This is a genomic window from Leucobacter iarius (genome assembly GCF_039530105.1).
Classification (GTDB): domain Bacteria; phylum Actinomycetota; class Actinomycetes; order Actinomycetales; family Microbacteriaceae; genus Leucobacter; species Leucobacter iarius.
The window spans coordinates 142828-161728 of the sequence record NZ_BAAAOB010000003.1 but is presented as its reverse complement, the minus strand read 5'-3'; the positions used below and the strand labels follow the sequence as shown (position 1 = coordinate 161728).

At 70.1% G+C, this 18901-nt stretch carries 15 protein-coding genes; 4 read left to right on the top strand and 11 right to left on the bottom strand.

All coding sequences use genetic code 11. The features are described 5' to 3' along the window. Positions 1 to 45 precede the first annotated feature (45 nt). From ABD169_RS12380 to ABD169_RS12360, 5 genes are read right to left on the bottom strand one after another with little or no spacing between them, the layout of a single operon-like run. Positions 46 to 1470 carry a serine hydrolase domain-containing protein gene (locus ABD169_RS12380; RefSeq protein WP_344032637.1) on the bottom strand — a complete coding sequence of 475 codons (1425 nt, stop codon included), beginning with the start codon at positions 1468 to 1470 and terminating at the stop codon, positions 46 to 48. Beyond that, positions 1467 to 2918 (bottom strand): xylulokinase, encoded by a 1452-nt coding sequence (locus tag ABD169_RS12375; RefSeq protein ID WP_344032635.1) that lies wholly within the window; start codon positions 2916 to 2918, stop codon positions 1467 to 1469. Before ABD169_RS12375 ends, ABD169_RS12380 begins: the two co-directional genes overlap by 4 nt. An 18-nt stretch (positions 2919 to 2936) precedes the next feature. Beyond that, on the bottom strand, positions 2937 to 4349 hold the full coding sequence (locus ABD169_RS12370) for an aspartate aminotransferase family protein (RefSeq protein WP_344032633.1): 1413 nt from the start codon (positions 4347 to 4349) through the stop codon (positions 2937 to 2939). Positions 4350 to 4385: 36 nt separating this feature from the next. Further along, entirely contained in the window at positions 4386 to 5837 is a 1452-nt protein-coding gene (locus tag ABD169_RS12365; RefSeq protein ID WP_344032631.1) for a M17 family metallopeptidase, read from the bottom strand. A gap of 3 nt (positions 5838 to 5840) precedes the next feature. Next, the gene (locus ABD169_RS12360; RefSeq protein ID WP_344032629.1) at positions 5841 to 7484 is read right to left on the bottom strand and encodes an ABC transporter substrate-binding protein; all 1644 of its coding nucleotides are present in this window, start codon (positions 7482 to 7484) and stop codon (positions 5841 to 5843) included. A 145-nt stretch (positions 7485 to 7629) separates the two neighbouring features. Between ABD169_RS12360 and ABD169_RS12355 the strand changes: the two genes are divergently transcribed. Genes ABD169_RS12355 through ABD169_RS12345 form a run of 3 tightly spaced genes read left to right on the top strand, consistent with a single transcriptional unit; the run spans position 7630 to position 11252 of the window. Next, the gene (locus tag ABD169_RS12355) at positions 7630 to 8592 is read left to right on the top strand and encodes an ABC transporter permease (protein ID WP_046454603.1); all 963 of its coding nucleotides are present in this window, start codon (positions 7630 to 7632) and stop codon (positions 8590 to 8592) included. A gap of 18 nt (positions 8593 to 8610) precedes the next feature. Further along, a complete protein-coding gene (locus ABD169_RS12350) occupies positions 8611 to 9633 on the top strand; it encodes an ABC transporter permease (RefSeq protein ID WP_344032626.1) in 1023 nt (340 codons plus the stop codon). Beyond that, the gene (locus tag ABD169_RS12345) at positions 9630 to 11252 is read left to right on the top strand and encodes a dipeptide ABC transporter ATP-binding protein (protein ID WP_344032625.1); all 1623 of its coding nucleotides are present in this window, start codon (positions 9630 to 9632) and stop codon (positions 11250 to 11252) included. The genes ABD169_RS12350 and ABD169_RS12345 overlap by 4 nt, the downstream gene beginning before the upstream one ends. 27 nt (positions 11253 to 11279) lie before the next feature. Here the strand turns inward: ABD169_RS12345 and ABD169_RS12340 are convergent, their stop codons facing one another. Both ABD169_RS12340 and ABD169_RS12335 read right to left on the bottom strand, forming a co-directional pair. Then, on the bottom strand, positions 11280 to 12131 hold the full coding sequence (locus ABD169_RS12340) for a GntR family transcriptional regulator (RefSeq protein ID WP_084820990.1): 852 nt from the start codon (positions 12129 to 12131) through the stop codon (positions 11280 to 11282). 92 nt (positions 12132 to 12223) lie between these two features. After that, positions 12224 to 12694: an OsmC family protein gene (locus ABD169_RS12335; RefSeq protein ID WP_046454606.1), complete on the bottom strand. Its 471-nt coding sequence runs from the start codon at positions 12692 to 12694 to the stop codon at positions 12224 to 12226. 72 nt (positions 12695 to 12766) lie between these two features. Between ABD169_RS12335 and gabT the strand changes: the two genes are divergently transcribed. Beyond that, on the top strand, positions 12767 to 14098 hold the full coding sequence (gabT, locus tag ABD169_RS12330; RefSeq protein WP_344032622.1) for a 4-aminobutyrate--2-oxoglutarate transaminase: 1332 nt from the start codon (positions 12767 to 12769) through the stop codon (positions 14096 to 14098). Positions 14099 to 15179: 1081 nt separating this feature from the next. Here gabT and ABD169_RS12325 read toward each other — a convergent pair. From ABD169_RS12325 to atpD, 4 genes are all read right to left on the bottom strand, one after another. Next, positions 15180 to 16217, bottom strand: coding sequence for a PP2C family protein-serine/threonine phosphatase (locus tag ABD169_RS12325; RefSeq protein WP_344032619.1), 1038 nt, complete (start codon positions 16215 to 16217; stop codon positions 15180 to 15182). Between the two features lie 29 nt (positions 16218 to 16246). Continuing rightward, positions 16247 to 17053 (bottom strand): YaaA family protein, encoded by an 807-nt coding sequence (locus tag ABD169_RS12320; protein ID WP_344032618.1) that lies wholly within the window; start codon positions 17051 to 17053, stop codon positions 16247 to 16249. A 97-nt stretch (positions 17054 to 17150) separates the two neighbouring features. Then, a complete protein-coding gene (locus ABD169_RS12315) occupies positions 17151 to 17414 on the bottom strand; it encodes a F0F1 ATP synthase subunit epsilon (protein WP_046454610.1) in 264 nt (87 codons plus the stop codon). Positions 17415 to 17416: 2 nt separating this feature from the next. Then, complete coding sequence (atpD, locus tag ABD169_RS12310) at positions 17417 to 18880, bottom strand: F0F1 ATP synthase subunit beta (protein WP_046454611.1); 1464 nt, start codon at positions 18878 to 18880, stop codon at positions 17417 to 17419. Between the last annotated feature and the right edge of the window lie 21 nt (positions 18881 to 18901).

Here is an 18901-nt window from a genome sequence, read left to right as displayed (position 1 = left end):
CCAAATACGGCTTTGGCCAGCCCCGTCGCGCCGGGTGCGATCCGCTCAGCGATCGACCACCCTCGCGAACCGGCCCCCGTCGCGCACGAGCACGTGTGCGACCCCGTCGATCACCCCCTCGAAGCGGATCCGCTCGGGCAGTCTCGGATCCGAGCCGACCCGGAACGTCCGCGCGCCCTCACCCGGGAGCGCCACGAGCGGCACGTCCTCGGTCGGCGCCTCGACTCCGGCATAGGCGCGCAGCACGAGACGCCCTCCGGCATCCCGACCGACCTCCAGGTGGGGCACCCAGGGGCTGTAGCTCCGGTAGGTGCCGGCGACGCCTCCCGCGCTCACGGGATCGAGGTCGAGCGGCACCCGGGGCACCTGCAGGGCCCCGATCGGATCCGCGCCGCCCGGCGCGGCATCCGCGCCGACCGCCACCGCGTGGCATTCGCGCGCCAGCAGTTCGGCGTACGGACGCTCCCCCGGCCCGCTCAGCAGCACCGCGACCGAGATCCCGGCCTCCGGGTGGGCGACGAGGAACGCGCCGTAACCGGCCATGCCGCCGCCGTGGGTGAGCACCGTTCCGCGCGCGGTCGGCTCCGCGTTGATCCCGAAGCCGTAGCGGTCCCCCGGCGCGGGCAGGTGCGGACCGACGTCGAGCACGCCCTCGCCGCTCGGCGCCGACGGTGCGGAGGCGACGGCGACGGCCTCCGGCAGCCAGGGCGCGGAAGCCGCGAACGATCCCGGATCCGTGAGCGCTCGAGCGAAGCGCAGCAGCTCGCCGGCCGTCGCGGCGATGTTGCCGTCCGCTCCCGCCGGTTCGAGCCACGGCGCCTCGGCGATCCCGTCGGCCGGGCGCCAGGGCGCGTCGTCCCGGAGCGGCACGGTCCCCCGGCAGAGCTCGCCGCGCCGGGCTCCCGTGAGGTTCGTCACCGCGCCGTCGATGCCGAGCGGTTCGAGCACGAGCCGCCGCGCGATCTCGGGGTACGGCCGCCCGCAGGCGGCCTCGAGCGCCAGACCGAGCACGACGTACCCGATGTTGCTGTAGTGGAAGAACGCGCCGGGCCGGCTCCCGGCGACGGTCTCGCCGAGCGCCAGGGCCTGCGCCCGTTCGCCGGGCAGCGCATCGCTCCCGGCGATCCAGCCGGCGGTGTGCCCGAGCAGGTGCCGCAGGCTCGGTTCGCCGGCACCGAGCGGCAGCTCCAGCCATGGCAGGAGCGCGCGCACGGGCGCGTCGAGGTCGATCCGCCCTTCGACCGCAAGCCGGGCCGCGGCGAGCCCGGCGACGCTCTTCGAGATCGATCCGATCTCGAGGCGGGCGTCGACCGGCATCGGAGGCCCGCCGGGGCCCGCGGTGCCGAACGCCGCCACGCGCTCCCCATCCGAGGTCCGGATCGCCACCGTGCCGCCGGCCACGGGAGCTCGGAGCAGTAACTCCTCGCCCCGGGCGAGCGCCCTCTCGAGGCCGCGATCGAGCCCGCTCATCGGCCCGCCCCCGCGACGCGCTCCCGCTCGCGCAGGATCGCGCGCTCCTGCCGGGCCGCCAGCCCGCGCCAGAGCTCCTCGAGTTCGCGCCGCGGCTCGAACCGGCGGAGATCGCCGTGCCCGCGGGATCCGGGGGCGAAGCCGCAGGTCGAGGCGACGAGATCCGCCGCTCCGAGCGCCGAGTGGTCGGTCTCGAGCAGGTCGGCCTCGACGGCTCGCCCGCAGGCGTCCGCGAGATCCTGCAGCAGCAGCGGCGACCGCGCCGAGCTCCCCGCGACGAGGAGCCTGCCGTCGGCCGGCGGATCGATCACCGCGATGCAGCGGCGGGCCTCGAGCACGATCCCCGTCAAGAGTCCGCGCATGAGCTGGCCGCGGGTGCTCCCGAGCGTGAGGCCGGCGAAGCCGCCGAAGAGCCCCGGCTCCCAGAGCGCTCCCTGCTCCCCCGGTCCGAGGTACGGCAGAGTCTCGGGTGCTTCTGCGGGATGCACCGATCCGGCTTCCGCGAGCAGCGCCTCCACCGACGACGCGCCGGTCAGGTCCGCCAGCCAGGCGAACGCCGACCCTGTCGCCACGAGATCCATCTCCCAGCCGAATCCGCCGTCGGCGAGCGGGGTCACGAGCGAGCGCCCGCCGGGATCCGCTTCGGGGCTCGTCCGAGTCCCCAGGATCACGGTGCTCGTGCCCGAGATGATCGCGACGTCGCGACCCGGTCTCGCTCCGAGCGCGACGGCGCCCAGCACCGAGTCCGCGGCGCCCAGCGCGACCGGGATCCCGCTCGGCGCGCCGACCAGTCTGGCCACCCCCTCGACGAGCCCCCGCGTCTCGGTCGCCGGACGCACCTCCGGCAGCTCCGGCCAATCGCCAGAGGCGTGCACACCGTCCGCGACGGCGCTCACCCCTGAGCCCACCGCGGTGCTCGGGTCGGTGAGGAGGTGTCCGGTGAGGCGCGCGAACACGTAGTCCTTCGCCCCCGCGATCCGGGAGATGCGGCGGGCCGCCTCCGGATCCTGCCGCACGATGCGGCGGTGCATGGGCACCAGGTAGCGGGCGTCGAGGTGCTGCCCGGTGCGGGCGTACGCCGTGGCCCCGGGATGGCGCTCCGCGAGTTCGCGCGCGTCGACTTCCGCACGGATGTCCTCCCAGACGATCGCCGGCCCCACGGGCTCGCCCGCTTCGTCGAGGCAGACGAGCGTCGGCAGCATCGCGGACAGCCCGATCCCGATCCACTCCTGCGCGGGGGTCGCCTGCGCGAGCTCCCCCAGCGCGCCGACCACCGCGGCCATCCAGTCGCCCGGGGCCTGCTCGGCCGCCCCGGGTTCGGGGCGGGAGGTCGGGTACGGGCGCCGCACCCGCGCGAGCACCCGCCCCGTCGCCGCGTCCACCGCGAGCGCCTTCGCGCTCGAGGTGCCGAGATCGAGACCGATCGCGATCGCCCGTCCGCCTGCCATACCGTCAGCCCCTCCGCCTCACGCCTTCGCGAACTCCCGAGCGAGCACGCGCATGGCCCCCGAGGCCGCTTCGAGCGTGTCGTCGATGTCACGATCATCATGCACCAGCGAGACGAACAGGTTCTCGAACTGCAGCGGGTGGAAGAGCACCCCGCGCACGATCATCTCCTCGTACCAGCGGGTGAACACGCCCTCGCGGGTATGGGCGACCGCGTCGCGCCAGTTCTTGATCGGGCCGTCGGCGAACCACAGCTGGAACACGGTACCGAGACCGGTCACGTAGGCGTCGATGCCGTTGTCGTTGGCGATGGATTCGAGCCCTCGCGCCAGCCGGTCGCCGAGCGCGCGCTGCCGCTCGTACAGGCCGGGCTCCGCGAGCAGGTCCATGGTCGCCGACACCGCGGCGCACTGCACGACGTTGGCGTTGTAGGTGCCCGAGTGCGAGTACGTGCCGTCGGCGATGAGGCGCATGGCCTCCTTCGTGCCGCCGATCGCCGCGACCGGGAAGCCGCCGCCGATGCCCTTCGCGTAGGTGGTGAGGTCGGGGATCACGCCGTAGTACTCGTGCGCGCCGCCGCGGGCGATGCGGAATCCGGTGATGACCTCGTCGAAGATGAGCATCGCACCGTACTTCCGCGTCTCGGAGCGCAGCAGTTCCAGGTAGCCGGGCTCGGGCAGGATGCAGCCGGTGTTGAGCACGGCGGGTTCGGTGATGACGGCCGCGACCTCCTCACCGCGCTCCTCCATCAGCCGGACGAAGCTCTCCGCATCGTTCCAGGTGAGCACGACGAGGGTCTCGCCCAGTTCGGCGGGGACGCCGAGCCCCATCGCGACGGGGCGCGGACGGTCGGCGGGACCGGCCTGGTCGAGGTCGACGTGGTTCGACCAGTACACGCTGTCCTGCCAGCCGTGGTACAGCCCTTCGAAGCGCACGATGATGCGCCGCCCCGTCGTGGCGCGGGCGATGCGGACCGCCTGACCGACCGCCTCGGAGCCGGAGTTCGCGAAGCGGACCTGCTCCACGCCGGGCACGGTCGCCACGACCTTCTCGGAGGCCTCGATCTCGAGCTCGTACGGCAGACCGAAGCTCGTGCCGTGCTCGGTGATCGCCCGGGTCACCGCTTCGGTGACGACGGGGTGCCGGTGCCCGAGGATGTCCGGGCCGAGTCCGAGGAGGTAATCGACGTACTCGTTGCCGTCGACGTCGGTGATGCGGGACCCGAGCCCCTGCTCCATGAACAGCGGGTAGGGATTCCACCCGTTGCGGGGCAGGCGTGCGGTGCTGCCGGCACCGCCGGGGATCGTGAGCTTGGCCCGCTCGAAGAGCTCGCGGGAGCGCGGGGTGCGGTCGGAGAACGCCGAGGCGAAGGTGAGGTCCATATCGATGCCTTTCACGGGGAGGGACGAGTCGTCGGTTCCGAATGCGATCAACTTATCATACTAAGTATGCATTGAGAAGGAAGCGAGTCATCTCCGATGCGCGACACCATCGTGCGCGAGCAGCTCCGCGAGCATCAGCGCACCGGCGCCGGTCGGCCCCTCGCCGAACCCGGCGATCGGGAACTCCAGGTAGGCGGTACCGCCGATGTCGAGGTGCGCCCACGGGCGCGAGCCCGCGAATCGTGCGAGATAGGCCGCCGCGTGCCGTCCGGTATCCGGTCGGTCGAGCGGGGCGTTCCGCGAATCGGCCACCCGCGACTCCAGCGCCGCCCCCTCCCCGTAGGGCAGCGGCAGGATCCAGGCCGGATCCGCGACCCGCTCGCCGGCGGCGACCACGCGCGCCGACAGCTCCTCGTCGTTCGACCAGATCCCGGTCCGCCGCAGCCCCGCGCCGCCGTCGGTCAGCGTTCCCACGTCGATGAGGGAGTCGTGCCCGGCCTCCCGCAGCCAGGAGAGGCCGTCGGCCAGCACGAGCCTGCCCTCGCAATCGGTGTCGACGATCTCGGTCGTCTCCCCGCCCGGATGACGCACGACATCGCCCGGACGGGCCGATGAGCCCGAGACCGCGTTGTCGCACAGCGGGAGGATCGCCTCGATCGTCGGGCCGGACCCCGCTCCGCGCTCGTCCGCCGCGAGCCGGATCGCGGCGGCGACGGTCGCCGCGGCGGCCATGTCCGACTTCATCCACGACATCTCGCCGGCGTCCCGCTTGAGGTTGAGACCGCCGGAGTCGAATGCGATGCCCTTGCCGACGAGCCCGATGGACGGCAGCGCGGGATCCCCCGGCACTTTCAGGTGCGCGACCAGGGGCGGCCGGGAACTGCCGCCGCCCACGGCCAGCACCGCGCCGAAGTCGGCACGACCGAGCCGCACCGCGTCCCAGACCTCCACCTCGACCGCGGGGTTCTCACCGCAGTACTCGACGATCCGCTGCGCCAGTTCGGCGGGGCCCAGGAGGTTCGGCGGCAGTTCGACGAGCTCGCGGACCCAGCGGATCGCATCGGCCCGGCGCCTCCAATCGTTCGGCACCGGCTCGCCGACGGCGAAGACCGGCTCGGGCGCGACGCGCTCGGGCGACCCCGGACGCTGCTCGCCGATCCGGACCCCGCGCCAGAGCGCCTCGTCGAGCGAGGGCTCGCCCCGCTCCCACCAGATGCGGGCGGGCGATCCGTCGGCGACCTCGGCCGCCAGCCCGCCGAGGGCCAGCCCCGAGGCCCACGCCCGGGAGGCGCCGGACGGGGCGCCCGGACCCCGGTGCGGCGATTCGGCGCGGACCCCGATCACGAGGTGCGGGCCATCGGGAGCGGGCACGACCGCGCGAGCGTGCTCGGCCTCCCCCTTCGCCGCGGAGAGCCAGTCGGTGATGCTCGCGGGCTCCGCACCGAGCGCGGCGGCGAGCGCTTCGAGTCCGGCCGCAGCCGGCTCGTTCAGCGGGTCGGTCCGCTCGGGATCCGGGAGGACGACGAGTTCGATCTGCACGGTTCAGCCTTTCGTCCGGTGCACCTGGATGAGCGTCTGGGTCGACAGGTTGTTGATCGAGCCGACGAGGGGCGAGAGCACGAATCCCGTCCACGCCGGGTCGTGCGCCTCGATCACCTTGGGATAGGTGAGTACCACGTAGGGCCGGTCGTCGAAGAGGATCCGCTGCATGCGGTCGATCGTCGCACGTCGGGCCGCGGGATCGATCTGCGTCCCCTGCAGCGTGTAGAGCCGGTCGTACTCGGGGTTGCAGTAGCCGCTGTCGGAGTTGTGGCCGCGGGAGGCGCAGGTGAGGGTGCTGAGCAGGAAGTCGGGGTCGACCGGCGGGGTCCAGTTCCACATCGCGAAGTCGTAGTCGAGGTACTCGTTGTCGGGGCCGTTGATGGCGTCGGTCGCGGCGTCGGGATCCATCTTGCGCTGCACGAGCCGGATCCCGATGTCTTCGAAACCGCGCTGGATCGTCTGGAACGCGCGATCCCCGGATCCGTTCTCCTCCGTGGGGAACACGAGTTCGTAGTCCATGCGCGAGCCGTTCGCGACGCGGATCCCGTCGGAGCCCTTCGCGTATCCGAGGCCGTCGAGGATCGCGTTGGCCTTCGCGGTGTCGTAGGGCAGGCCCGTGATCGCGGGGTCGTGGTACCCGGAGGCCGGGGACAGCACGGTGGATCCGGGCTGCGCGTAGCCGAGCCAGGTCTGATCGACGATCTCGGTGCGGTCGATCGCGTACTCGAGCGCCTTGCGCACCTCGGGGTTCAGGAGTTCGCGATGCTTCGGCTTCTTCGGGTTGGTGTTGATGATGAGGTTCTTGATCGTGACGCTCGGCCCGATCTCGACGGTCATGCCCGCGCGCTTCAGGGTCTTGACGGCAGTCGGCGGCGTCATCTGTCCGATCATGTCGAGCTGATGGCTCTTCAGCGCGGTCACCATGGCGTCGTCGTTCGCGAAGAACTGGAATCCGAAGCCGTCGATCTTCGGCTTCTCGCCCCACCACTCCGGGTTCCGCGAGAACAGCATGATCTGATCCTTGCGGTAGGTGTCGAGCGTGAAGGGTCCGCCCGAGACGAGCGGCGCCTTGTTCTCGTAGGAGGTGATGCGCATGCCGTCCCCCGTCGCGAGCGGTTCCCAGATGTGCTTGGGCAGGATGTGCAGGGCTTGCATCTGCGTGAGCACGTTGCCCACGGGTGAGGCGTAGTGGAGCACGACGGTGTTCGCGTCAGGGGCCTCGGCCCGCTCGAGGTGCGCGACCCAGCCCGAGAGAATGCCCGTGGGGCCGTCCTTGTAGCGCAGGATCATGTTGGCGGTGAAGGCGACGTCCTCGGCCGTCAGCGGCTTCCCGTCGGACCACTTCGCGTCGGGCACCGTGCGGAAGGTCCAGGTCCGGCCGTCGGCCGAGGTCTCCCAGCTGCGGGCGAAGGACGGCACGATCCGCAACTGCTCGTCGTACTCGGTGAGGTGCGGGTAGATGTACTGGAACAGCACGCTCGAGTAGTCGGAGTCGGCGACGAAGGGGTTGAGCGAATCGACGAGCGAGGTGGTGCCGACTCGCAGCACGTTGCGGCTCGCACTGTTCCCGGTGCATCCCGTCAGCGCCAGTGCGGCGGCGACCAGCACCGCGCCGATCGCCAGCAGACGTCTTCTCAGTTTCATGGTTCCCCTGCTTCTCATCGTCGAGGGAGGTGGCAACACGGAAGAAATTGCAACTTCACTTATCTTAGTAGACTGAGCATACTAGGTGACAAGACCTCGCGATCGGATTCTCGATCGCACAGCCCCCTCGAGGAAGAGAGGCGAGATGCACCGCAGGAGATACGTCTGGCGGCGAACGATCTTCGCGATCGTCACCGTGTTCGTGGCCGTGACCCTCAACTTCGTGCTGTTCCGAGTCCTGCCCGGCTCCGCCGTGACCCGCATCTCGCGCGTTCCGAACGCCTCGCCCGAGCTGAAGCAGGCACTGACCCGCGAGTTCGGCCTCGACCGGCCGATGTGGGAGCAGTACCTGCTCTACCTCAAGGGACTCTTCACCGGGAACCTCGGGGTCTCGTACGCGAATCGGCAGCCCGTGACCGCGAACCTCGCCGACGCCTTCGCCAATACGCTGCCCCTCGTGCTCACCGGCACGGTGATCGCGCTCGCCATCGGGATCCTGCTCGGGATCCTGAGCGCGGTCCGGCGCGGCAGCCCCTTCGACCACGTCATGACCAACGTGTCGGTCGCGTTCTACGCGTTCCCCACCCAGTTCCTCGGCATGATGCTGCTCATCGCGTTCGCCGGGCTGCTGCCCTCCGCCGGCATGAGCGACCCGTTCGCCGAACTCGCGACCCCGTGGGAGCAGTTCGTCGACCGCGGTGCGCATCTCGTGCTCCCCGTCGCCACGCTCGCGCTCACCCTCTATGCCGAGAACCTGCTCATCATGCGGTCCTCGGTGCTCGAGACCCTCGGCGAGGACTACATCCTCACCGCGCGGGCGAAGGGGCTCTCCCGCGGCCGGATCATCCGCGCCTACGCGGTGCGCAACGCGATGCTGCCCACCGTCACGATGATCGCGCTCGCGCTCGGCAGCGTCGTGAGCGGCGCGATCCTCATCGAGGTCATCTTCTCCTGGCCCGGTATCGGACGCGCGCTCTACGAAGCCGTGCTGCACCGCGACTACCCGATGCTCCAGGGCGGCTTCCTCGTCATCACGATCACGGTCGTGGTATTCAACTACCTCGCCGACCTCGCCTACGCGTGGCTCGATCCGCGAGTCTCGGACTAGAAGGGCCAGGGCACCACCATGACGCATCCGGGAACCACCCTCGTCTCGCTCCCCCGCGGACGACGCCCCAAGAACCGCCGCAGGGGCGCCTTCGGGCGCGCGATCCGCGAACCGGGCGCCATCATCGGCCTCTCCGTGATCCTCGTCTTCCTGCTCCTGTCGATCTTCGCGCCGCTCCTCACGCCGTACTCGAGCCGCGAGGTCAGCTGCGGGGTCTTCGAAGCGCCCAGCGCGGCGCACTGGTTCGGCTGCGACGACGGCGGCGTCGACGTGCTGAGCCTCGTGCTCGAGGGCGGCCGCATCTCGATGTTCGTCGGATTCGCGGCGGCCGCGATCTCGATCCTCATCGGGGCGACGGTCGGAATCCTCTCGGGCTACTTCGGCGGCTGGGTCGACACCGTGCTCATGCGGATCACCGACTACTTCCTCGTGATCCCGCAGATCGTGCTCATGATCGTGGTCGCCGCGGTCTGGGGGCCGAGCCTCGACCACGTGATCATCGTGATCGGCGCACTGATGTGGACGAGCACCGCCCGCATCGTGCGCTCCCAGGTCAAGAGCCTGCGCGAACGCGCGTACGTGCGGCGGGTCGAGGCCATCGGCGCCGGTCACCTCCGCATCGTGCTCCGGCACATCCTGCCCCAGCTCGGCCCACTGCTCGCGGCGAGCGCCGTGCTCGCCGTCACCGTCGCGATCTTCAACGAGACCGCCCTCGCGTTCCTCGGCCTCTCCGACCCGAACGCGATCACCTGGGGCACGATCATGGAGCGCGCCTTCAACCGCGCGGCCGTCTCGACGGGCGCGTGGTGGGCGATCGTGCCGGCCGGCGTCGCCGTCGCGCTGCTCATCGTCGGCTGCTATCTGCTGGGCCGAGCGATCGAGGACGCGCTCAACCCGCGCCTGCGCGTCTCCCACCTCGGGCTGCGCACCTGGGCGCTGCGGCAGAGCGCCTCGGACGATCTCGAACGCGCCGCCGCACCGGCGCCGCGGAAGCGAAGCGCGGGCGATGGTCCCGCCGCCGGAACGGAGGAGCGACGATGACCCCCACCTCGACGGACGCGGCACGGCCCGCGCTCGAGATCCGCGATCTCCGGATCTGGTTCCGGACCGATGACGGCGCCGAGAACGAGACGGTCAAGGGGCTCTCGCTGAGCCTCGCTCCCGGCGAGCGCCTGGGTCTCGTCGGCGAGTCCGGGTGCGGCAAGACGACGACCATCCTCGCCGCGCTGGGACTGCTCCCCGCGAACGCGACCGTCTCGGGGCACGTGCTGCTCGACGGCGTCGACATCATCGCCGGCGGCGACCGCACCGTCCGCCCGCACCGATGGACCGATATCGCGATGGTGTTCCAGGGCGCGATGAGCGCGTTCAACCCCGTGCACACCGTCGGATGGCAGATCCTCGAAGCGCTCCGCGTGCATCGGCGCTTCGTCGGCGAGGAGGACGCCCGGGTGCGCGAGCTGCTGGACCTCGTCGGCCTGCCCGAAGGCACCGAGCAGCGGTTCCCCCACGAGCTCTCGGGCGGCATGAAGCAGCGCGCGGTGATCGCGATGGCGCTCGCCTGCGAACCGAAGGTGCTGCTCGCGGACGAACCGACGACGGCGCTCGACGTCGTCGTGCAGGACCAGATCCTGCGGCTGCTGGTGGAGCTCTCCGAACGCCTCGGACTCGCGCTGATCCTCGTGACCCACGACCTCGGGGTGGTCGCCCAGAGCTGCACTCGGGCCGCCGTCATGCGCGACGGCGAGATCCTCGAGGAGGGCACGGTCGAACAGCTCTATCGCGCACCCGCGCACCCCTACACGCGCACGCTCTTCGAGTCGACGCCCGACATCGCGCAGGTGGCGGCGAAGCCGATTCCCGATCCCTCGCCCGTGCTGCTCGCCGTCGAGGGCCTCTCGGTCGAGTACGCGGGTCGGGGCGGGACGCGGCGGGCGGTCTCCGACGTGTCGTTCGAGGTCGCCGAGGGCGAGCTCGTCGCACTCGTCGGCCAGTCCGGCTGCGGCAAGACCACGACTCTGCAGGCGATCATGGGCATGCTGCCCGGAGCGACCGGCTCGGTCTCGGTCGACGGCGCCCCCGCGCTCGGGATCCGCCGCGCGGACCGGCGGCGCCTCCGCGAGCGCGTGCAGATGATCTTCCAGGACCCGTACGAGTCGCTCGACGTGCGGTTCACCGTCGCCGACACCATCGAGGAGCCGCTGCTCGTGTTCCGCGCCTGCCGGGACCGCGCCGAGCGCCGCGAACGGGCGCTCGCGGCGCTCGAGGCGGTCGGGCTCTCCCCCGCCGAGCAGTTCATCGACCGCTACCCGCACCAGCTCTCCGGCGGCCAGCGGCAGCGCGTGGCGATCGCGGCCGGGCTGGTGCTGCGCCCTGCGCTGCTGCTCGCCGACGAACCGGTGAGCATGCTCGACGTGTCGGTGCGCACCGGAGTGCTGCGGCTGCTCGCGGAGCTGAAGGAGCGGGAGCGGATGGGGATCCTGATGATCACCCACGACCTCTCGACCGCGGCCGAGTACGCCGACCGGATCATCGTGATGCGGGATGGCGGGATCGTCGAGTCGGGCACCCCCGACGAGGTCGTGCACCGACCGCGGGACCCCTATACGCGACTGCTCATCGACAGCATCCCGAGCCCGGACCCCGCCCGGGCGGCGTGAGGCGGCTGCCGGACGCCGAGCGGCGGCTCAATCGGCGCTCGGCGCGCCGAACGGGCGCACGTCCCAGCGGCCGGCTCCGGTCGGAGGCGGCAGCAGGCGCGGCCCGCGCTTGCCCGAGACGTAGAAGACGAAATCGTCGGCCCGGTAGGTCTGCAGGTAGGAGTCGAACGGCACGTCGTCGTCGGAGTAGCTCACCCCGCGCACCCGCATCACCGTGTCGTCGGCCCCGATGCCCAGCCGCTCGCGCTCCCACGCGGTCGGGCGGTCCACCTGGAAGAACTGCTCGGCGTAGGCCTCGGTGATCCCCGTGCGCTCCTCGATGAGTCCGTAGAGGGATTCGCCCGCCGCGAGGCGGTCCTCGTCGAGCGCGGGCGCCAGGCTGAGCGGGATCGTCGCGAGCTCGGCGACCGCGCGCACGCCCCCGCGGGAGCGCACGCGCGCGATCTCCCACACCGGCTGGCCGCTCTCGATGCCGAGCGCTCGCACGTGGTCCGGGCCCGGGAGCCCGACCGCGATCCCGACGAGCTCGGTGCTGAACTCGACGGGCGAGACGCCGTCCGAGATCGTGCCGAGCAGCGTGCCCGGCGAACCGGGCTGGCTCACCAGCCGCCGCTGCGCGACGAAGGTGCCGACGCCCTGATGCCGCACGATGATGCCGTCGTGAGCGAGCTCGTCGAGCGCGCGGCGCACCGAGATGACGCTGACCTCGGCCATCGCCGACAGCTCCGCGGTGCTGGGCAGCTTCGCGCCCGCCTCGAGCCCCTGGTCGGCGATCAGCCCCGTCACCAGATCGTAGACGCGCTGATAGCGCAGTTCGCGTCCCGCTCGGGGCGCCCCGTCCTGGTTCACCGGCACCGCGTGCATCCTCTCGCTTGACATGATCAGTATGTCTGCTGCCGCGAGAATAGCACGCCCATCCGGTTCGCAGGAGTCGGGACGGACGGAGCGGACGCGCTCATCCGTCGGCGGGCTCAGCCGGCGACCCGGATGACCGGCTCGTGCCGCACCGGGAAGTTCACCGACGACGCGATGAAGCAGTTGCGGCCGGCCTCGGCGTGCGCCGCCAGGGCCGCATCGACCATCGACGCATCGGCGACCGTCACCTCGGGGTGCAGCACGACCTCGACGAAACCGCCGCCCTCGCCCTGCTGCCGCATGGATCCCGTGGCGCGATCGACGTAGTCCGTCACCACGACCCCGGCGCGCACCGCCGAGTGCAGGTAGGACAGCAGGTGGCACTGCGCGAGAGCGGCCACCAGCAGCTCCTCGGGATTCCAGCGATCGACGTCACCGTGGAAGGTCGGGTCCGCCGATCCTTCGAGCGGCGGCTTGTCGGTGCCGTACAGCAGCACCTGCCGACCGTACTCGCGATACCCGCTGGTGCCGGTCCCCCGATTGCCCGTCCATTCGACGCCGACCGCGTACTCGTGGTTCCCCATCATGCAGCGAGCGTACCGCGCGGCGCGGCCCCCGAGTAGGTCGACGTCGAGATACCCCGGAGTAGGATCGAAGCCATGAGCAATGACACCATCGTCCAGGAACGCCGCGTCGTAACCTCGATCCCCGGGCCCCGCTCGCAGGAGCTGCACGAGCGCCGCCGGGCGGTCGTCCCGCCGGGCGTGCACAGCGTTCTGCCGGTCTACATCGACCGCGCGCACGACTCGATCCTGGTCGACGTCGACGGCAACCAGTTCATCGACTGCGGCGGCGGCATCGGCGTCACCACCATCGGCCACACGGACGACGCAGTGGTCGCTGCCGCGACCGCGGCGCTGCAGAGCGTCACCCACACGCTCTTCACCGTGACCCCCTACGAGAGCTACGTGCGCGTCGCCGAGCACCTCGCGAAGCACGTTCCGGGCGCTGGCGAGAAGCGCACCGTGCTCGTCAACTCGGGCGCCGAGGCCGTCGAGAACGGCGTCAAGATCGCCCGCAAGTTCACCGGCCGTCCCGGCGTCGCCGTGCTCGAGCACGCCTACCACGGACGCACCATGCTCACCGCGACCATGAACCACAAGGCCGCTCCCTACGCCGCAGGCTTCGGCCCGCGCGCGGGCGACGTCTACAAGGCGCCCAACTCCTACCCGCTGCGCGACGGCCTCTCGGGCGCCGAGGCCGCGGCCCGCACCATCACCTACCTCGAGAAGGTCGCCGGTGCCGAGGATCTCGCGTGCCTCGTGGTCGAGCCGATCCAGGGCGAGGGCGGTTTCGTCGTTCCCGCCGACGGCTACCTGCCGGCGATCGCCGAGTGGTGCCGCACGAACGGCATCGTGTTCATCGCCGACGAGGTGCAGTCGGGCATCGCCCGCACCGGCACGGTCTTCGCGATCGAGCAGTTCGGCGTCGAGCCCGACCTCGTGCTCTCGGCCAAGGGCATCGCGGGCGGCCTGCCGCTCGCCGCGGTCACCGGCCGCGCCGAGATCATGGACGCCGCGCAGCCCGGCGGCCTGGGCGGAACCTTCGGCGGCAACCCCGTCTCGTGCGCGGCCGCGAACGCCGTGTTCGAGCAGATCGAGTCCGCCGACCTGCTCGCCGAGGCGAAGCGCATCGAGCGCGTGCTCGGCGACGGCCTGCGCGCCCTCGCTGCGAAGTACGACGTGATCGCCGAGGTGCGCGGCAAGGGCGCCATGATGGCGATCGAGGTCGTGAAGCCCGGCACGCTCGACGTCGATGCCGAGCTCGTCTCGCGCGTCATCGCCCGCGCGGCCCAGGCCGGCGTGCTGCTGCTCAACGCCGGCATCTTCGGCAACGTGATCCGCTTCCTGCCGTCGCTGAAGCTCACCGACGCGCTGGCCGCCGACGTGCTGTCCGTGCTCGACGAGGCGTTCGCAGCCGAGCTCGCGTAGCTCCGCGATCCCCCGTGTCGAGAGCGGGCGTCACTCCTTACGGAGGGCGCCCGCTCTCGGCGTTCCCGCGCAGTCATATTCTCCTCACCAGTCTCAACAAGCGCCGTACCAGCAGACGGAGCTGCTCGCTCAAAAGACGAGGAGAGGCCTGGGGCGGCAACCACAACATGTCATGCCAGGAGAATCAGTGGAGAATCCCGATTTCGATCCAGGCCCAATAGCCTGCCGTTAGACAGCCGAGTTTGACATGATTAGGTGATGTGGACTTGGGACTGGAGTCAGCCTTTCAGCGTTCCCGGATTGTTGTGGGGAGTACTCACAGATGTCCTGCTTCCCGCGATCGCCATCGTCACCGCTGCCTGGGTTGTATCCCGGCAGACCCGAGAGACGACTCGAGCTCAGCTAGAAGTCATGGAACGCGCCGATTTGGACCGACAGCGAGACCGCTGGGAAGAGGGAATCGGGAGAGCGGTGGAGGCAATGCATGAGCTGAACGCTGTTCCTTTTCGTAGCAGGCAGGAGAGGGCTCTCGCGCGTGCAAGAGCGGGATCCGCCCTGAGCACAATTTCGGTGAAGCTAGGGCCCGAAAACGCAGCGGTGTCGATATGGATCATGCGCGAGCTTTCTGTCGTGGGCGAGTCGCTCGACAATGAAGATGAAGATGGATGGCCGCTAGCAGGTGACCTCATCACAACTCGTGCAGCCTCATTTGTTCAGTGTTTGTCTGACTGGCTCATGGGAACACGTCCGGCAAGTTGGTTCGCGTCGCAGAACGAACTTCCCAGCACTTCAATCGAAGACACCACTCTCGCTACCCCTTTCGATGCCTCCGCAACCAATCAGAGCAAGACAACGTAGAACTAGTGCTTCGCAATCCCTTCATCCCATCCAGAGAAGAGAAGCTACGCGGCGCAAGACCACCAGCTGTCAAGAAATAATCGGGCAGCGGCGACGGGGATCCATCCATGTCCCGAGCAGCACAAATCCAAGCTCTTTGTCTCTCCGAGCCACGTATTCGGCCTACGCCAACGATCTTCCCCTCCAGCCGCATGGGCTCGTACAAGCTATGCGCGTGAGCCAGTCAGCCGAGCGGGACGCGCACGGGCACCGTGTCGGGCCCCTCGTCGTCCGGGTCCGAGCCCGTCGCACCCACGGCGGGAACTGCGTCCTCCGCGTCGGCGTCGGAATCGATCCCCATGACCTCGACCGGCTCCGTCTCGACCAGCTCGGTCGCCGCTGCCGCCTCGGCATCGGCCCGAACCTCGGCGGGGTTCTCCCCGACGACCGTGTCCAGGGAGACTCCGGCGATCGCGAGATCGCTCGTGTCCCGTGCCTCGCCCACGGCGTGCACGTCGATCACGACGACGGTGACGTTGTCGCGGCCCGCGTTCTCGATGGCGTGGTGCACGAGCTGCTTCGCCGCTTCCTCCGCGGTGTCGGTCGTGGCGAGGAAGTGCTGGATCCCGATCTCGGTGAGCTCCTTGGTGAGCCCGTCGGAGCAGATGAGGATCCGTTGCCCGGGGATCAGCGCGAGCGCCGTGTAGTCGGGCGAGGGCGCCTCGTTGAAGCCGACGGCGCGGGTGATCACGTTCGCGTGCGGATGGAACTCCGCCTCCTCGGGCGTGATCGCGCCGGTGTCGATGAGGTGCTGCACGACCGAGTGATCGACGGTGATCTGGCTGAGCGCACCTTTGAAGTACTGGTAGACGCGGGAGTCGCCGATGTTGAAGACGGTCCAGGTGGGCTCCTCGGCGCAGGATCCCAGCGTCACGCCGGTGACCGTGGTGCCGGCACCCAGATCGGTCTCGCCCGCGTCGAGTTCGATGTCCTCGACCGCGTCCTCGAGCGCGCCGTCGATGTCGCGCTCGCTGACGGTGCGGTTACCGCCGAGCTCGGCGAGCCTGCGCACGACCGCGGCCGATGCGACCTCGCCCGCGGAGTGGCCGCCCATGCCGTCCGCGACCGCGAAGACCGGCGGGATCACGACATAGCTGTCCTGGTTCACCTCGCGTCGGCGCCCGACGTCGGTGATGGCGTGCCACGACAGCTCGATCTCGAGATCCGAGCCCGGGCGGTAGCCGATGCGACGCCGAACGGCGTTCTCCCCACGTTCGGTCAACGTCTCTCCTCGGCAATCACTCGAACATCCTACCGTGCGGCCCGCTTGGAGCCCGCCCCGCCCGTCACCCCGGCAGGTGCGCCGAGCTCGGTCACGAGGGTCGCGCTGCCCGGCCGGTCGCCGAGCTGCAGTTCGAGCCCCTCCGCCAGCGCCCAACGGCCGAATGCCTCCGGACCGTCGAGTTCCGCACCGGATCGCGCCAGGCGCCGCACCAGGTCGCCCTTGGCGGTCTTGTTGAAGTGGTTGAGCGCGCGGACCGCCCCGTCCGCGCTGCGCTGCGCCACCTCGAGCTTGGTTCCGACGCCCTCGGGCAGCGGCGCGAGCGCGGCGTAATCGTTGGATCGCAGGTCGAGGATCCATCCGTGCGCCGCCCAGTCCATGTCGGCGTGGGCGCGGATCCAGCTCCGCTTGAGCGGCGCCTCGAGCGCGGCGAGGCGGCTGCCCGCCGACAGGCGGTAGGCGGGGATCCGATCCCCCGCGCGCACGAGCCCGAAGAGCGCGGACTGCACCGCCACGTGCTCGCGCATCCAGTCGCGCGCATCGGCATCGAGCGAGACCGCGTCGAGCGCGTCGTAGAGGACGCCCGTGTAGCGATCCATCGCCTCCAGCGCGCCCGAGGACTCGAGCACCCGATTGTGCTCGAGCTCGCCCCGCGCCTTCACGCCGAGCCCGAGCGCCTTCGCCGCGAGCTCCTCGTCGCGCGAGAGCTCCTCGAGCGCGGTGCGCACGGCGGCACGGGTGCCCGCGAGCTGTTCGTCATGCGCCAGGTCCTCGGCCCGGTAGGGCGCGCCTCCGCCGGTGCGCTTCGTCTCGGAGGGCGGGAGCAGGATCAGCATGGTGCGGCTTTCTGGTGGTGGGGAAACGCCGGGGCCGGCCGCTGCTTCGAGTGAAGCTGCGGCCGGCCCCGGCGTTGGAAGGTACGAACGGTCGGAATCAGGCGACCAGTTCGGCGCGACCCGCCACGATCGTGATCGTGTCGTGGTCGACGGAGAGGAACCCGTCCTCGGCGTTGACGGTGATCTTCTCACCGTCGGTGCCGGCGACGCGGACCGCACCCTCGGCGAGCAGAGCCAGAAGCGGCTCGTGCCCACCGTAGATGCCGATCTCGCCCTCGACCGTCTTCGCGCTGACGTTGGAAGCGGTGCCGCTCCAGATCTCGCGCTCAGCCGAAACGACGCTCACGTTGAGCGTGGCCATGATTACGCGTTCTCCTTCTGGATCTGCGCCCACTTCTCTTCGACGTCGGAGATACCGCCGACGTTGAAGAATGCCTGCTCGGCGACGTGGTCGAACTCGCCCTTGGTGATCGCATCGAACGACTCGATGGTCTCCTTCAGCGGCACGGTCGAGCCCTCCACACCGGTGAACTTCTTCGCCATGTAGGTGTTCTGCGACAGGAACTGCTGGATGCGGCGTGCGCGCGCCACGGTGATCTTGTCCTCTTCGGAGAGCTCGTCGACACCGAGGATCGCGATGATCTCCTGGAGCTCCTTGTTCTTCTGGAGGATCTGCTTCACCGAGGTGGCGACGCGGTAGTGGTCCGCGCCCAAGTAGCGGGGATCCATGATGCGCGAGCTCGAGGTGAGCGGGTCGATCGCCGGGTACAGACCCTTCGAAGCGATCTCACGCGAGAGCTCGGTGGTCGCGTCGAGGTGGGCGAAGGTGGTCGCCGGAGCCGGGTCGGTGTAATCGTCGGCGGGCACGTAGATGGCCTGCAGCGAGGTGATCGAGTGACCGCGGGTCGAGGTGATGCGCTCCTGGAGGAGGCCCATCTCGTCGGCGAGGTTCGGCTGGTAGCCCACGGCGGAGGGCATGCGGCCGAGCAGCGTCGAGACCTCGGAACCGGCCTGCGTGAAGCGGAAGATGTTGTCGATGAAGAGCAGCACGTCCTGCTTCTGCACGTCGCGGAAGTACTCGGCCATGGTGAGGGCCGAGAGCGCGACGCGGAGACGGGTCCCCGGCGGCTCGTCCATCTGGCCGAACACGAGGGCGGTCTTGTCGAAGACGCCGGCCTCTTCCATCTCGTGGATGAGGTCGTTGCCCTCACGGGTGCGCTCGCCGACGCCGGCGAACACGGACACGCCGCCGTGATCCTGCGCCACGCGCTGGATCATCTCCTGGATGAGGACGGTCTTGCCGACGCCCGCACCACCGAAGAGGCCGATCTTGCCGCCCTGCACGTAGGGGGTGAGGAGGTCGATCGACTTGATGCCGGTCTCGAAGAGCTGCGTCTTCGACTCGAGCTGGTCGAAGGCCGGGGGCGTGCGGTGGATGCTCCAGCGCTCGCTGACCTCGATGGTCTCGCCCTCGGGGAGGTTGAGCACGTCGCCGGTCACGTTGAAGACCTTGCCCTTGGTCACGTCGCCCACGGGGACGGTGATCGAGGTGCCGGTGTCGAAGACCTCCTGGCCGCGGACCAGGCCGTCGGTCGGCTTCAGGGCGATGGCGCGAACGACGTTGTCGCCGAGGTGCTGAGCGACCTCGAGGACGAGCTTGAACGGCTCCGAGCCCTCACCGAAGTCGATGGTGGTCTCGAGCGCGTTGTAGACGGCGGGGATCGCGTCGTGCGGGAACTCGATGTCGACGACGGGGCCGGTCACGCGAGCGATGCGCCCGGCGACCTTCGTGGTGGCCTCAGTCGCCACAGCGGCGGTTTCGGTCATGATTCTCTCTCTTCGCGTTTG

Bases quoted from the DNA above. Each gene is read 5' to 3' on its own strand.
- ABD169_RS12380 (WP_344032637.1), bottom strand. From the start codon at position 1,470: ATGAGCGGGCTCGATCGCGGCCTCGAGAGGGCGCTCGCCCGGGGCGAG.
- ABD169_RS12375 (WP_344032635.1), bottom strand. From the start codon at position 2,918: ATGGCAGGCGGACGGGCGATCGCGATCGGTCTCGATCTCGGCACCTCG.
- ABD169_RS12360 (WP_344032629.1), bottom strand. From the start codon at position 7,484: ATGAAACTGAGAAGACGTCTGCTGGCGATCGGCGCGGTGCTGGTCGCC.
- ABD169_RS12355 (WP_046454603.1), top strand. From the start codon at position 7,630: ATGCACCGCAGGAGATACGTCTGGCGGCGAACGATCTTCGCGATCGTC.
- ABD169_RS12350 (WP_344032626.1), top strand. From the start codon at position 8,611: ATGACGCATCCGGGAACCACCCTCGTCTCGCTCCCCCGCGGACGACGC.
- ABD169_RS12345 (WP_344032625.1), top strand. From the start codon at position 9,630: ATGACCCCCACCTCGACGGACGCGGCACGGCCCGCGCTCGAGATCCGC.
- ABD169_RS12340 (WP_084820990.1), bottom strand. From the start codon at position 12,131: ATGTCAAGCGAGAGGATGCACGCGGTGCCGGTGAACCAGGACGGGGCG.
- ABD169_RS12335 (WP_046454606.1), bottom strand. From the start codon at position 12,694: ATGATGGGGAACCACGAGTACGCGGTCGGCGTCGAATGGACGGGCAAT.
- gabT (WP_344032622.1), top strand. From the start codon at position 12,767: ATGAGCAATGACACCATCGTCCAGGAACGCCGCGTCGTAACCTCGATC.
- ABD169_RS12320 (WP_344032618.1), bottom strand. From the start codon at position 17,053: ATGCTGATCCTGCTCCCGCCCTCCGAGACGAAGCGCACCGGCGGAGGC.
- ABD169_RS12315 (WP_046454610.1), bottom strand. From the start codon at position 17,414: ATGGCCACGCTCAACGTGAGCGTCGTTTCGGCTGAGCGCGAGATCTGG.
- atpD (WP_046454611.1), bottom strand. From the start codon at position 18,880: ATGACCGAAACCGCCGCTGTGGCGACTGAGGCCACCACGAAGGTCGCC.